This is a genomic window from Brevundimonas sp. FV1ye29L, assembly GCF_058681095.1.
In genome coordinates, this window is sequence record NZ_CM178730.1 from 656152 (window position 1) to 670283 (window position 14132).

12 protein-coding genes are annotated in these 14132 nt (G+C 68.1%); 5 read left to right on the top strand and 7 right to left on the bottom strand.

Features of this window, described 5'->3' with window-relative positions; genetic code table 11:
- Positions 1-16: 16 nt before the first annotated feature.
- From ACW17W_RS03335 to glmS, 4 genes are all read right to left on the bottom strand, one after another.
- Entirely contained in the window at positions 17-457 is a 441-nt protein-coding gene (locus ACW17W_RS03335) for a hypothetical protein (RefSeq protein ID WP_492079330.1), read from the bottom strand.
- A gap of 109 nt (positions 458-566) precedes the next feature.
- The gene (locus ACW17W_RS03340; RefSeq protein ID WP_492079331.1) at positions 567-1805 is read right to left on the bottom strand and encodes an argininosuccinate synthase; all 1239 of its coding nucleotides are present in this window, start codon (positions 1803-1805) and stop codon (positions 567-569) included.
- Positions 1806-1924: 119 nt separating this feature from the next.
- Positions 1925-2803, bottom strand: a complete 879-nt coding sequence (locus tag ACW17W_RS03345; RefSeq protein ID WP_492079332.1) for a UTP--glucose-1-phosphate uridylyltransferase — start codon at positions 2801-2803, stop codon at positions 1925-1927.
- An 84-nt stretch (positions 2804-2887) separates the two neighbouring features.
- Complete coding sequence (gene glmS, locus ACW17W_RS03350; RefSeq protein ID WP_492079333.1) at positions 2888-4705, bottom strand: glutamine--fructose-6-phosphate transaminase (isomerizing); 1818 nt, start codon at positions 4703-4705, stop codon at positions 2888-2890.
- 156 nt (positions 4706-4861) lie between these two features.
- Here glmS and glmM point away from each other — a divergent pair, with 156 nt between their 5' ends.
- The gene (gene glmM / locus ACW17W_RS03355) at positions 4862-6211 is read left to right on the top strand and encodes a phosphoglucosamine mutase (protein ID WP_492079334.1); all 1350 of its coding nucleotides are present in this window, start codon (positions 4862-4864) and stop codon (positions 6209-6211) included.
- Between the two features lie 3 nt (positions 6212-6214).
- Here glmM and ACW17W_RS03360 read toward each other — a convergent pair whose 3' ends face one another.
- The 3 genes from ACW17W_RS03360 to ACW17W_RS03370 all read right to left on the bottom strand — a co-directional run bounded on the left by ACW17W_RS03360 (position 6215) and on the right by ACW17W_RS03370 (position 9918).
- Complete coding sequence (locus ACW17W_RS03360; protein ID WP_492079335.1) at positions 6215-6778, bottom strand: peptidase S14; 564 nt, start codon at positions 6776-6778, stop codon at positions 6215-6217.
- 251 nt (positions 6779-7029) lie between these two features.
- Positions 7030-8337: an FAD/NAD(P)-binding protein gene (locus ACW17W_RS03365; RefSeq protein WP_492079336.1), complete on the bottom strand. Its 1308-nt coding sequence runs from the start codon at positions 8335-8337 to the stop codon at positions 7030-7032.
- Between the two features lie 81 nt (positions 8338-8418).
- Complete coding sequence (locus ACW17W_RS03370; protein ID WP_492079337.1) at positions 8419-9918, bottom strand: phosphomannomutase/phosphoglucomutase; 1500 nt, start codon at positions 9916-9918, stop codon at positions 8419-8421.
- Between the two features lie 278 nt (positions 9919-10196).
- Between ACW17W_RS03370 and ACW17W_RS03375 the strand changes: the two genes are divergently transcribed.
- The 4 genes from ACW17W_RS03375 to ACW17W_RS03390 are packed head-to-tail and all read left to right on the top strand — an operon-like array spanning position 10197 to position 14115.
- Positions 10197-10910, top strand: a complete 714-nt coding sequence (locus ACW17W_RS03375) for a 2,3-bisphosphoglycerate-dependent phosphoglycerate mutase (protein ID WP_492079338.1) — start codon at positions 10197-10199, stop codon at positions 10908-10910.
- A complete protein-coding gene (locus tag ACW17W_RS03380; RefSeq protein WP_492079339.1) occupies positions 10907-11536 on the top strand; it encodes a bifunctional diaminohydroxyphosphoribosylaminopyrimidine deaminase/5-amino-6-(5-phosphoribosylamino)uracil reductase RibD in 630 nt (209 codons plus the stop codon). The genes ACW17W_RS03375 and ACW17W_RS03380 overlap by 4 nt, the downstream gene beginning before the upstream one ends.
- Positions 11537-11596: 60 nt before the next feature.
- Positions 11597-12868 carry a pentapeptide repeat-containing protein gene (locus ACW17W_RS03385; protein ID WP_492079340.1) on the top strand — a complete coding sequence of 424 codons (1272 nt, stop codon included), beginning with the start codon at positions 11597-11599 and terminating at the stop codon, positions 12866-12868.
- Positions 12865-14115, top strand: a complete 1251-nt coding sequence (locus ACW17W_RS03390) for a pentapeptide repeat-containing protein (RefSeq protein WP_492079341.1) — start codon at positions 12865-12867, stop codon at positions 14113-14115. The genes ACW17W_RS03385 and ACW17W_RS03390 overlap by 4 nt, the downstream gene beginning before the upstream one ends.
- Positions 14116-14132 lie beyond the last annotated feature (17 nt).

Below are 14132 nucleotides of genomic sequence, written 5' to 3' on the forward strand. Positions count from 1 at the left end.
GATACGAAGGTCAGGACTATTGCGGGCGAGCCGAGTTCTGGTGGTTCACGAAGGCGCGACTGCTCGAGCGGACGCTGGCGGTTTCCCGGACCAGCTGCGCGTTGCGGGCCTGCTCGGCCAGGGTTTCGGGCAGGGCGCGGACACGAGACGACAGGCGCTCAGCCAAGGCGGCCTGCCCCTCGGCGACGGCCTTTTGGGCGACCAGCTCGGCATAGGCGTCAACCCGGGGCTTGAAGCGGGCGATGACCCTCTGTCTCTGGCGTTCCGAGAAGGCGTTTTGCAACTCGCTGTTCATGAGGTCCACCTCGGCGCTGAACGCCCGGGTGGCGTCCGCGAAACCGACTTCGGCGCTCGCCGCCGGCTGGCCGAAACCGCCGGAAAGGAATGTTCCATCGGCCGAAAGAGCTGCGGCCGGAGTGGCCAGGACCAGGGCGGAGGCGAGGATCAGGAGGCGCATGTCGAACCCTTCTGCAAATAGTATCGGCGACACTTGCAGATAAAACACCGGTCGCACATCGCCCCGCCGTCACATGCGCGTGATCGGTGTTTCACAGCCCGGGTGCAGGTCAGCTCTCCCGCGCGTCCCGTTTCGCCAGCACCCGCAGGCGCAGGGCGTTCAGCTTGATGAAGCCGGCGGCGTCCTTGTGGTCATAGGCCTGGACGCCTTCCTCGAAGGTGACCAGGTCCTGGTCGTAGAGGCTGTAGGGGCTCTCGCGGCCGATGACCGAGACATTGCCCTTGTAGAGCTTGACCTTGACCGTCCCCGTGACCTTGGCCTGCGAATGGTCGATGGCGGCCTGAAGCATCTCGCGCTCGGGCGAGAACCAGAAGCCGTTGTAGATCAGCTCGGCGTATTTCGGCATCAGCTGGTCCTTCAGGTGCATGGAGCCGCCGTCCAGGGTGATGCTCTCGATGCCGCGGTGGGCCGCGATCAGGATGGTCCCGCCCGGGGTCTCATAGACGCCGCGCGACTTCATGCCGACGAAACGGTTCTCGACCAGGTCCAGACGGCCGATGCCGTTGTCGTGGCCGTACTGGTTCAGGGCGGTCAGGATCGTGGCGGGGCTCATGGCCTCGCCGTTGATCGAGATGGCGTCGCCCTTCTCGAAACCGATCTCGATGACCGTCGCCACATCCGGCGCGTCCTCGGGCGAAATAGTGCGCTGGTGAACGAACTCGGGGGCCTCGACCGCAGGGTCTTCCAGCACCTTGCCCTCGGACGACGAGTGCAGAAGGTTGGCGTCGACGCTGAACGGCGCCTCGCCGCGCTTGTCCTTGGCGATCGGGATCTGGTTCTTCTCGGCGAAGTCCAGCAGGGCCTCGCGGCTGCGGAACTCCCACTCGCGCCAGGGAGCGATGACGCGGATGTCGGGCTCCAGGGCGTAATAGCCCAGCTCGAACCGGACCTGGTCGTTGCCCTTGCCGGTCGCGCCGTGACAGACGGCGTCGGCGCCGACCTGACGGGCGATCTCGATCTGGCGCTTGGAGATCAGCGGGCGGGCGATGGAGGTGCCCAGCAGATAGTCGCCTTCATATTGGGCGTTGGCGCGGAACATCGGGAAGACGAAGTCGCGCACGAACTCCTCGCGCAGGTCGTCGATGAAGATGTTCTCGGGCTTGATGCCCAGTTTCAGCGCCTTCTCGCGCGCCGGGCCAAGCTCCTCGCCCTGGCCCAGGTCGGCTGTGAAGGTGACCACCTCGGCGTTATATTCGGTCTGCAGCCACTTCAGGATGATCGAGGTGTCCAGCCCGCCGGAATAGGCGAGGACGACCTTCTTGACGGGCTTGTCGGCGGCATTGGACATGGGGAACCTCGGGGAGCGGTGTTGTCGCGTTTGCGCGCGCTTAAACGGCCTCAGGCCCTGCGATGCAAGAGCGGGAATAAGGCGACGCTCATTGGGCCTCCCTCAGGCGGGAGATGCGCTCAGAGCAGGGCTGAAATCGCCGTGCGGGCGGCGGCCCCGAGGTCGGGGCGTTTCAGGGCCAGGGCGACATTGGCCCGCAACAGGCCGATCTTGTCGCCGCAGTCGTGGGTGACGCCCTCATATTCGACTGCGGTGAAGCTCTGGTCGGCCATCAGCCGGGCCATGGCGTCGGTCAGCTGGATCTCATTGCCGGCGCCGCGCCCCTGGGTGGCGAGGAGGTCGAAGATCTCCGGCTGCAGGATGTAACGGCCCGAGATCGACAGGGTGGAGGGCGCCGTGCCGGGGGCCGGCTTCTCGACCATCCCCTTCATCGCGATGCGATTGCCGTCCCGGCTGACCGGATCGACGATGCCGTATTTGTGGGTCTGGTCATCAGGGACGGACTCGACGCCGATGATGTTGCCGCCGGTCTCGGCATAGACGGCGGCCAGCTGTTTCAGCGCGCCCTGGGGGGCGTCGACGATGACGTCAGGCAGGATCACGGCGAAGGGTTCATGGCCGATGATGTCGCGGGCGCACCAGACGGCGTGTCCCAGCCCCTGGGGCTGCATCTGGCGGGTGAAGCTCATTTCGCCGGGGCGGGCGAGCTCGGCGTTCATCATTTCGAGGATGTCGAGCTTGCCCTTGGCGAGCAACTGGGCCTCCAGCTCGATCTGGTGGTCGAAATAGTCCTCGATGGCCTCTTTCGAACGGCCGGTGACGAAGACGATATGCTCGATCCCGGCCTCGCGGGCCTCCTCGACGATGTACGACAGGATCGGCCGGTCGACGACGTTCAGCAGTTCCTTGGGCGTGGTCTTGGTGCCCGGCAGGACGCGGGTTCCCAGGCCGGCGACGGGCAGGACGGCCTTGCGGAGGCGGGCGGGCATGAGGGGCATTCGGAATCCTGGACGACCTTTGTCGCCTGTCTTTAGGCGCAATCCGCCCGGGCTCCAAACGTCCTTTGCCGTATCGGGTTGCCCCTATTCCACCGTGACGGACTTGGCGAGGTTGCGCGGCTGGTCCACGTCGGCGCCCTTCAGCACCGCCACATGATAGGCCAGCAACTGTATGGGCGCGGACATCACGAGCGTCGAGATCAGAGGGTCCGAGGCGGGCGCTGTGACCACGACCCGCGCGCCTTCCGGGGCGTGTTTGGCGCCTTCCGGATCGGTGATGAAGACCACCTGGCCGCCCCGGGCCATGACCTCGCTCATATTGGAGGCGGACTTCTCGAACCAGGCGTCGAACGGGGCCAGGATGATGACGGGCGTGGCCTCGTCGACCAGGGCGATAGGGCCGTGCTTCAACTCGCCGGCGGCATAGCCCTCGGCATGGATATAGCTGATTTCCTTCAGCTTGAGCGCGCCTTCCAGGGCGAGGGCCGACATCGGGCCGCGGCCGAGATAGAGGACGTCGCGAGCCTTGGCGATCTCGGCGGCGATCTCCTTGATGGCGCCTTCCAGACCGATGGCCTCGGCGATCAGTCGCGGCGCTTCCAGCAACACGCGGACCAGCCGCATCTCCTCGGCCTCGTCGATGCGGCCGCGCGCCCGGGCGGCGGCCACGGCCAGGGCGATCATGACCGAGACCTGGGCGGTGAAGGCCTTGGTTGAGGCCACGCCGATCTCCGGACCGCAATGGATCGGCCAGACCACATCGGCCTCGCGGGCGATGGTCGATTCTGTGGCGTTGACCACGGCGGCGGTCTTCATCCCGGCCTGGGCGCAGTGGCGGAAGGCGGCCAGGGTGTCGGCGGTCTCGCCCGACTGGCTCATGGCGATGGCCAGGGTGTTGGGCCGCAGGGCCGGCCGGCGGTAGCGGAACTCCGAGGCGATCTCGACGTCCACCGGCAGGTCGGCCAGTTGTTCGATCAGGTAGCGGCCGATCATGCCGGCGATCCAGGAGGTGCCGCAGGCGACGATCTGGATGCGGTCGATGGCGGCGAAGTCCACGCCCTCGACCCGGGTGCGGTCCGTCAACGTGTCCACATAGGCCGCGATGGTGCGCTGGCACCCCTCGGGCTGGTCGTGGATCTCCTTCTCCATGAAGTGGCGATAATTGCCCTTCTCCATCAGGACGGCCGAGGCGGGCACGATGGTGATGGGGCGCTTCACCTCGGCGCCCGTGGCGTCGAACACCTGGGCCCCGGCGTGGTTGGCGATGACGTGGTCGCCGTCGTTCAGATAGGCGACGCGGTTGGTGAAGGGGCCCAGCGCCAGGCCGTCCGAGCCGATGAACATCTCGCCCTCGCCATAGCCCACCGCCAGGGGCGGGCCGTTGCGCGCGGCCAGGATGATCTCTTCCGGGCCGTCGACCAGAACGCACAGGGCATAGGCGCCCGACAGCCGGTCGAGGGTGGCGCGGAAGGCGTCCAGCGGGGCCAGTCCGTCGGCCAGGTTCGAATCGAGCAGATGGGCCACAACCTCCGAATCGGTGTCGGACGAGAAAACCCGGCCGGCGGCGATCAGCTCGGCCTTCAGCTCGGCGAAATTCTCGATGATGCCGTTGTGAACCACGGCTGCACGCCCGGCGATGTGCGGGTGGGCGTTGCGCTTGGTGGGGGCGCCGTGGGTGGCCCAGCGGGTGTGGCCGATGCCGACGGTGGCGACCAGCGGATCGGCCTCCAGCACCTTTTCCAGCTCGCGCAGCTTGCCGGGGGCGCGACGGCGGTCGAGGCCGCCGGGGACGCGGGCGGCGATGCCGGCGCTGTCATAGCCCCGGTATTCCAGCCGCTTCAGGCTTTCGACCAGACGGTCCGCGACAGGTTTCACCCCGACGATGCCGATGATGCCGCACATGGGAAGCTCCTGACGCGAGTGGGAAGGACCGAACGACCCCTCCGGGGTGACGCCTCGATCCGCGTGTTCTAGGTAGGGTTTAGTCCGGCGACACCTAAAAAGCGGTTTCTCAAGATTTCCGCCCTATGTCGGAGCCTGGGAACGACGGGAGCGGCCATGGGCGAGCGCAAATATTTCGGCACCGACGGCATTCGCGGCCGGGCCAACGCCTATCCGATGACGGCCGAGGTGGCCCTGCGCGTCGGGCTGGCGGCGGGCCGGCTGTTCAACACCGGCGACGACCGACGCCATCTGGTGGTGATCGGCAAGGACACGCGGCTGAGCGGCTATATGATCGAACCGGCGCTGGTGGCGGGCTTCGCCTCGGTCGGGATGGACGTGCGCACCTTCGGCCCCCTGCCGACGCCGGGCGTGGCGATGATGACCCGGTCGATGCGCGCCGACCTGGGCGTCATGATCTCGGCCAGCCATAACGACTATGCCGACAACGGCATCAAGCTGTTCGGCCCCGACGGCTACAAGCTGTCCGACGAGCTGGAGCTGAAGATCGAGGCGATGATGGACGCAGACCTGGATGAGGGTCTGGCCCCGTCCAATCGTCTGGGCCGGGTCAAGCGGATCGACGACGCCCCGCCCCGCTATATCGAGATCGCCAAACAGGCCTTCCCCAAACGTCTCAGTCTCAAGGGGCTGCGCGTCGCCATCGATTGCGCCAATGGCGCCGGCTACAAGGTCGCTCCGACCACCCTCTATGAGCTGGGGGCCGAGGTCTTCCCTGTCGGCGTGGAGCCGAACGGGACCAATATCAACGCCGATTGCGGCTCGACCCATCCCGAAACCCTGTCGGCGGCGGTGAAACGCTACCGGGCCGACATAGGCATCGCCCTGGACGGGGACGCCGACCGGCTGATCGTCTGCGACGAGACCGGGCGGGTGGTCGACGGCGACCAGCTGATGGCCCTGATCGGGCTGGATTTCCACAAGCGCGGCCGGCTGAACGGCGGCGGGGTGGTGGCCACGGTGATGTCCAACCTGGGGCTGGAGCGTCGGCTCAGGGCCGAAGGCCTTTCGCTGGAGCGGACGAAGGTCGGCGACCGCTACGTCATGGAGCGGATGCGCGAGGGCGGCTTCAATATCGGCGGCGAACAGTCGGGCCACATCATCCTGCACGACTTCGCCACGACCGGCGACGGCCTGATGGCGGCGCTGCAGGTGCTGGCCGTGCTGGTCGACACCGGCAAGCCGATGAGCGAACTGGCCCGCCAGTTCGACCCTGTGCCCCAGTTGCTCAAGAATGTCCGCTTCACCTCCGCCGCCCCCCTGGCCGATGCGACGGTCAAGGCCGCCATGGCCGAGGCCGAGGCGGCGCTGGACGGAACCGGCCGCCTGCTGGTCCGCCCGTCCGGCACCGAAAAACTGATCCGCGTCATGGCCGAGGGCGACGACGCGGCCCTGGTCAAACGGGTGGTCGAGGACGTGGCCGGGGCGGTCAAGGCGGCGGGGTAGGGATCAGAGCACGGCCTGGACCAGGCCGAGTTCGGCCGCCTCGCGGGCCTCGACGTACCAGTTCGAGGGCGCCCTCTGCAGCAGGTGGTCCAGCGTCACCGACGATCCGGCGATCAGGGTCTCGAAGCCCTCGTTCTGGATCAGGATCGATTGCTCAATCTCGTGAACGAGCGCCTGTACAGAGGCGAGACTGGACGTCAGCGGGCCGACCACGTGCAGCGTCTTGTCCATCTTGCGCTCGTGGATCATCAGCCGCGTGCCGCGTGTCAGATAACGGTTCTCTCGCGTGAAAAAGCCCATGAAGGTCACGCCGGCCGAATAGACCGCCGTCTTGCCCAGGAAGACGAACCGCCGCAGGGGTTCCTGCTCCGACCGGAAACGAACGTCCTCTCCCATCATCCGCGCCACTTCGGGGTCGCCCCCCAGCGTCGTCAGTTCGATGACGATCAACCCCTCGGCCGGGGCCTCGGCCAACTGGCCGCGAAAACGCTCGTACATCGCGTAATCGACGTCGCCAGCTAGGAGGATGGCCGGGTTCCTGAAATCGGGCGGCAAGAGATCGGGCATGGGCGAAACAGCGCATCATGCGGCGCGGGGTTCCGGCCACGCTTGCTGATCTTTGAGCAGGAGGGATATCCGGAGATCATGATCGAAAGCGAACGCAAGACCGCCATTCTGAACGCAGAGCGGGAATTCGAACGCAAGGAACGGCTGGCGCGCGCCCTGGCCGTCTAAGGGGTGACGCTGGTCGGCGAGATCACCAGCGCCTCGCCCGAAGCCGACCCTCCCGGGGCTGACGCGACCGACGGCCCGGCGGACTAGGACGGCGTCAGCGCAATCGCCACATCCTCGATCCGTCGGCGGATATCCGGCACGGCGATGGTCTCCCAGAAAGCGGCGCGGGCGGGCGGGCCGAGGACGAACAGGGCGGTGTCCGCCACACCATCCGTATGCAGAACGCGTCCGTCCGTATCGAGGTCCAGCCCGAGGCCAAGCGGGTCCATCCGGGCGCGGCCCGAGGCGATCAGCGGAGCGGTCAGCGGGTCGGTCGCGGCCGAATGGGCCGGGCCGGTGCAGTCGATCAGCCAGTCGGCGCGCAGGGGACCGGCCGATCCGCCGCCGCGCGGCGTCCAGCAGGCCGTGACGCCGTCAGCCGTCTGCGTCACCCGCCCCAGCCGCCCCGCGACCACCGTCAGACGGCCCTCGCCGGACAGGGCCTCCAGCGCCCGGGCGATGCGCGGCGCGATCCGGTGGCGGTGCACGTCCCACCACGGGCGCAGGTGGCGGACCATCCGCGCCCGCTCCGCTATGCCAGTCTCCGCCCAGAGCCGGGCGGTGATCGGTCGATAGGCCTCCATCACCTCGCGCCACCGTCCCTCCCGGACCAGCGCCCGAACGGCGGCCAGCCGTTTCGACACGGGGCCGGCCAGCGCATCCGGGGGCAGGGCCGCCGGGGCGTCCGGCTGGTCGCCGTGGGCGCGGGGCGTCAGGCCGCGACGGGACAGGGCCGTCGCCCGCCCGCGCCAACCGCGCGCGACCAGCAGCTGGAGCATGTCGACCATGGTCAGGCCCGTGCCGACGATCAGAACCGCGTCGTCTGGTCCGATCTCCTCCAGCGCGCCCGGGGCCCAGGGATTGGAGATGATGCGGCCGCCGTCCTGGCCCGACGTCGCGGCGGGGGCCGGATTGCCGGTGGCCAGCACCACGGCGCGGCCGTTGATCCGGGCGCCGTCGACCAGAATCACCCCGTCCGCCCCGATGAACCCCACCTCGCCGATGCACGTCTCAATCAGGCCGGGACAGGCGGCCTCGACCGTCGCCAGCCGGTCGCGGACATACTGGCCGTAGACGCGGCGGGGGGCGAAGTCGTCGGGGTCGGCCAGATCGGGCCGGTGCGTCACAAGCCAGTCGACGAAATCGCCCGGCCGGCTCTTGACGGCGCTCATCCGCGCCGAGCGGACGTTCAGCAGATGGCCCTCGAACGGCGTGGAATAGGCGACGCCGAGGCCGAAATCGCCGGTGCGGTCGATGAGGACCGAAGCCTGTCCCTGCTCCGCCAGCCGCGCAGCCAGCATGGCGCCGGAGAAGCCGCCGCCGACAATGAGCACAGGAAGGCAAGGGGTCACAGGCCAGACCTTGGGCCAGCTCGACCGCCGGGTCAAACGGCCTCCTCCCCGGCGCGATGCGGCGTGGAGGAGGCCGCCGGGTCAGATTTCCTGGTTGTAGGCGCCGACCTCGGGGTGGGCCGCAAGGCGGGGCTTGACCTCCTCGCGGAACAGGGCGCGCATATCGTCCGCAGAGCGCATGGATTCGACCACCACGACCAGCTCCGGCTTGTTCGACGAGGCGCGGACCAGAACCCAGGAGCCGTCTTCCAGATGGACGCGCGCGCCGTTGACCGTGATGACCTCGACGATCTTGCGTCCCAGAATCGAACCGCCTTCGGCCGCCAGTTTTTCGTATTCGGCGACGATCTTTTCCAGCACCCCGTATTTGACCTCGTCCCCGCAATGGGGCGACATGGTCAGGCTGGTCCAGGCGTCCGGAAGGGCCGTCTTGAGTTCAGACAGAGCCTTGCCCGGATTGCGGTCCATCATCTGCAGCACGGCGGCGGCGGCGACCAGGCCGTCGTCGTATCCGCGGCCGATCGGGTTCGCCAGGAAGAAGTGGCCCGACTTCTCGAACCCGGCAAGGGCGCCCAGTTCGGCGGTCTTGCGCTTGATGTAGGAGTGGCCGGTCTTCCAGTAGACGGTGGTGGCGCCATTGGCCTTCAGCACCTCGTCGGTCTTGTACAGGCCGGTCGACTTCACATCGACGACGAAGGTGGCGTCCGGGTAAAGGGCCGACAGGTCGCGGGCCAGCAACAGGCCGATCTTGTCGGCGAAGATCTCCTCGCCGGTGTTGTCGACCACGCCGCAACGGTCGCCGTCGCCATCGAAGCCGAGGGCCAGATCGGCGCCGGTCTCGCGCAGCCGTTCGGCCATCGAGACCAGCATTTCGTGATCTTCCGGGTTCGGATTGTATTTGGGGAAGGTGTAGTCGAGGTCGCAGTCCATCTCGATCACCTCCGCGCCCATCATGCGCAGGGCGTCGGGGGCAAAGGCGCCGGCCGTGCCGTTGCCGCAGGCGGCGATGACCTTCAGTGGGCGACTCAGCCTGATGTCGCCCACCACTTCCTTGAGGTATGTCTCACGGAAATTCTCGACCCGCTCCAGACGACCGCCGGGGCGCGCCACGCCCTCGCCGCCGAGGACGATGGCCTTCAGCCGCGTCATTTCGTCGGGCCCGAAGGTCACGGGCGGATTGGCGCCCATCTTCACGCCGGTCCAGCCGTTTTCGTTGTGCGAGGCGGTGACCATGGCCACGCAGGGCGCCTCCAGGGCGAACTGGCCGAAATAGGCCATCGGCGACAGGGCCAGGCCGATGTCCAGAACCTCCATCCCGCCTTCCAGCAGGCCCAGGATCAGGGCCTGTTTCACCATCAGCGAATAGGAGCGGTAGTCATGGCCCACGACGATGCGCGGCTTGACGCCGACCTCGTGCACATAGGTGGCCAGCCCCAGCCCCAGGGCCTGGATGCCCAGCAGGTTGATCTCCTTGTCGAGGATCCAGCGCGCATCATATTCGCGGAAGCCGGTCGGCTTGACGAAGGGAACATTCTCGAACTCCGCCGAGTTCGGCGTGAGATCCTGGCGGGGCTTGAGCATGAAGATGTCCAGAGATTTCAGAAGGGTTGGGGCCAGACCAGGGCGAGCGATGTCATAAGGATTGCAGCGAGCGCCGCCATGACGAGAAAAAGCCGATCCGACATGGCGACATCCTATAGACGTGCGATGACAGGGCCACAACAGACGCCGAAACGACGGTCGCCGAGGCGATGGACGGCGCCCCGAGCCCCCTTGATCCATATTCGCCTCTGGGTGGCGGGCGGTTGACCCCTGCCCGCGGTCGCCCTAGGCCAGAGGGCTGATTTCCGGAGATCGCCATGCCCCGTCTGATCCTGCTCCGCCACGGCCAGAGCCAGTGGAATCTGGAAAACCGTTTCACCGGCTGGGTCGATGTCGACCTGACGGCCGAGGGCGAGGCGCAGGCGCGACGCGGCGGCGAACTGATCGCCGCCGAGGGCTTCAGGCCGGCGGTCATGTTCACCTCGGTCCTGACCCGGGCCAAGCGTACGGGCGCGCTGGCGCTGCAGTCGGCCGGGCTGACGGACGTTCCGGTGATCGAGGACTGGCGGCTGAACGAGCGCCACTATGGGGGGCTGACCGGGCTGGACAAGGCCGAAACCGCGCGCATCCACGGCGAGGACCAGGTCAAGGTCTGGCGCCGCAGCTATGATATTCCGCCGCCGCCGATGGAGCGGGGCTCGGAATGGGATTTCCACGGCGACGCCCGGTACGCGGGGCAGGATATTCCTGACACGGAAAGTCTGAAGACCACTCTGGATCGCGTCCTGCCCTACTGGAATGCGGCCATCGCGCCTCGCCTGATGGCGGGCGAGGATGTCCTGATTGCAGCCCACGGCAACTCTCTGCGGGCGATCGTCAAACACCTGTTCGACGTGCCGGATGACCGCATCGTCGGGGTCGAGATCCCCACCGGCAATCCGCTGGAGATCGATCTGGATGCCGCGCTGAAACCGACCGCCGCCCGTTATCTGGACAAGGGGCGGGCCGAGGCGCTCCCGGCGGTCGCATGAGCGACGCCCGCACCGACACCGTTTTCATGCGCCGGGCGATCGACCTGGCGCTGGCCCGGATGGGCGAGACCTGGCCCAATCCGGCGGTCGGGTGCGTCATCGTCAAGGACGGGACGGTTCTGTCGGAGGCCGCCACCTCGCCCGGGGGGCGTCCCCATGCCGAGGAGCAGGCCGTGCCGGCGGCAGGCCCTGAGGTTGAGGGGGCGACGGCCTATGTGACGCTGGAGCCGTGCGGGGCCCGCTCGTCGGGTCGGGCGTCCTGCGCCCATTTTCTGGCGGCGGCGGGGGTGGCGCGGGTCGTCGTCGCCTGTCTTGATCCGTCGCCGTTCGCGTCCGGACGGGGCACCGAGCGGTTGCGGCAGGCAGGGCTGGTCGTCGAGACCGGACTGCTGGGCGAGGAAGCGCGCGTGCTGTGCGAAGGCTTTCTGCACCGCCTTGAAACCGGCCGTCCGATGGTGCGCATCAGCGCGGACGGCAAGGGCTTCGACGGCCGGTTCGCGGCGTCACCGCGTGCGGATCTGGTGGCTGAACTGACCCGTCTCGGAGAGGCCGGATACACCCGGCTGTGGACCGGTCCGGGCGAACTGGCCGAAGCCCTGGGTCAGCAGGGGCTGCTGTCAGGCTGAGGCCCGCGCCAGCCCGCTGTGGCAAGGCTTCATTAAGCGCGTTGCTTCACACTGAGTCCCATGAGAGCCGTGGCAGAGGACGTGCGATACAGACGTATCGGCCAGCGCGAGCTGGACGACGTCTGCGTTCGCCATGATCGTCTGTGGCAAGCCAGACCCGGCGGGGCCCGGGCGGTCTTTGCCTGGATGGACCTTTCGGGCCTCAGTCTGCGCGGCCGTAACCTGGCGGACGCCGATTTCGCCGCCGCCCGTCTGAATGGCTGCGATCTGTCCGGAGCCAGGCTCGACAACGCGATATTCTTCGGAGCTGATCTTCAGGACGCGGTCCTGGCCGAGGCCAGCCTGCGCCGCGCTGATCTCAGGGGCGCCTGTCTGCGCGGCGCGGACCTGTCGGGGGCCGATCTCTTCGAGGCCGATCTCCGTGAGGGCACGATGGCCACGGCTGACAGCCACGCCGGGTTCCGGGTCGTGGAGCCGCGCCATCGTCAGGAGACCGTGGCCGGGGGCGCCTGCCTTGCCGGGGCCAACCTGCAACGATCCCGGCTCTCCGGCGTGATGGCCGTGTCGGCCGATTTCTCCGACGCCGTGATGAAGGACTGCAAGCTGGTCCGGGCCAACCTCAAACAGGCCAATTTCCGCGGCGCCGATCTGGCCGGAGCCGACCTGTCGGGTGCGGACCTGTCGGGCGCCGACCTGCGCGACGCGATTCTGGTCGGGGTCACCGCCACCCAGTGGCGCACCGACGGCGCCGATATGGACGGGGCGCTCACCGACGCCCGCTCCAGCGGAGAGCCCGTCGACAGTCTGCCCGCCGCCGGCATGCTGCACGACCATGCCGTCTGGTGCGAAACCCTGGGCGCCGAGGGGCGGCCTTCGGTTTTCGACGGCGTCGACCTGCGCGGTTTGAAGACGATCTCCGGGCTCAATCTGACGGCGCTGTCGGCGCGAAACGCTGTCTTCTACGGTCTCGACATGGAGGGGGTTCAACTCCAGGGCGCCCGGCTGGACGGGGCAGACCTGCGTTCGACCCGTCTCCGGCGCGCCGACCTGAGAGGCGCCCGCCTGACGGGCGCCCGTCTGAACGGGGCAGATCTACGCGAAGCCCAGCTGGGCCCGTTGATCATCACCGGCGACCGGCTTCTGCCATGCGATCTCACCGGTGCAAACCTGAGGGGGGTGGATTTCACCGGCGCGGACCTGAGGCATGCCGTCCTGGCGCGCGCCGATCTGAGTCGCGCCCGGATGCACGGGGCCCTGACGCGCCATATCGATCTGACGATGGCCAGCCTTGCGGGGACTCTCGGGCTGGATGATGGAGCAGGTCCGATATGACACACGCGCGCCGCCGACTGGGTCAGGGCGACCTTGAGCTGTTCATCACGGCCCATCTTCGGTTCGTCGAGGGGCGAGCCGGCGGCCGTCGTCTGGCCCTGAAGTTCATGGACCTGAACGGCCTGGACCTGTCCGGCCGGGTCCTCGATGACGCTGATTTCACCGGGTCTTCCATGGAAGGGGCAAACCTCCGGGGCGCACGGCTGGAGCGGGCGATCCTGTTCGGCTGCGACCTGCGCGGGGCCGATCTGACGGGGGCCTGTCTGCGCCGGGCGGATATTCGCGGCGCCTGTCTCCAGGGCTCGGACCTGAGCCGCGCGGACCTGACCCAGGCCGATTTCCGCGAAGGCGTCATCGCCATCCCGCACCCCACGCGCGGGCTGGCCCAGATCAAGCACGAGACCCGGTTGGGGCTCGCCGACGGCGCCACCTTTGCAGGGGCGACGCTCAACGGTTCCCGTTTCGACGGTGTGAGCGCGCACAAGGCCGACTTCACCGACTGCAGTCTGCGAGGCGCCCGGCTGACCGGCGCGAACTTCAAGGACGCGGACCTGTCCGGCGCCATGCTGGAGGGCGCCGAGGTGGGCGGGACCAATTTCGCCGGTGCGCGGTTGATCGGCGCGGACTTGTCGGGCGTGGTCATGGAAGGCGCCAGGCTGGACCGGACCGACCTGTCGGGCGTCCTGCGCGCCCCGACGGCCGAGGCCCTGGCGCGCGCCGACGTCCTCTACCAGATGGCGCTGGACGCCAACGCCTGGGCGGAGAGCGGTGGCGTTCTGGGGGAGACCGCCAAGTTCGACAATGAGGATCTGCGGCCTTTGGCGGCGCGGCTTGAGGGTCTGTCCATGCCGGCCCTCAGCGCGCGTGGAGCCTGTATGGTCGGAATGAACCTGCGCGGCATGGCGCTTCAGGGGGCCCAGTTGGCAGGGGCCGACCTGCGCGGCTCAGATCTGCGCGGCGCCGACCTGCGCGGGGCCCGATTGACCGGCGCCCTGCTGAACCAGGCCGATATGAGCGGTGTCCGTCTGGGCGCCCTGCCGCTGGGCGCCGGGCGCTCGATGCCGTCATCTCTCGCCGGCGCGCGGCTGCGCTATGCGCGCCTCGCGGGGGCCGATCTCAGCAAGGCCGTTCTGGACGGGGCGGACCTGTCCGGGGCGATCCTGACAGACGCCAATCTGCAGGAGGCCAGTCTCGAGGGCGCCCGTCTCGACCACATCACAGGCCTGCCGTCCTCGCTCGCCGCCTGAAAAAAAGGGCGACCCTG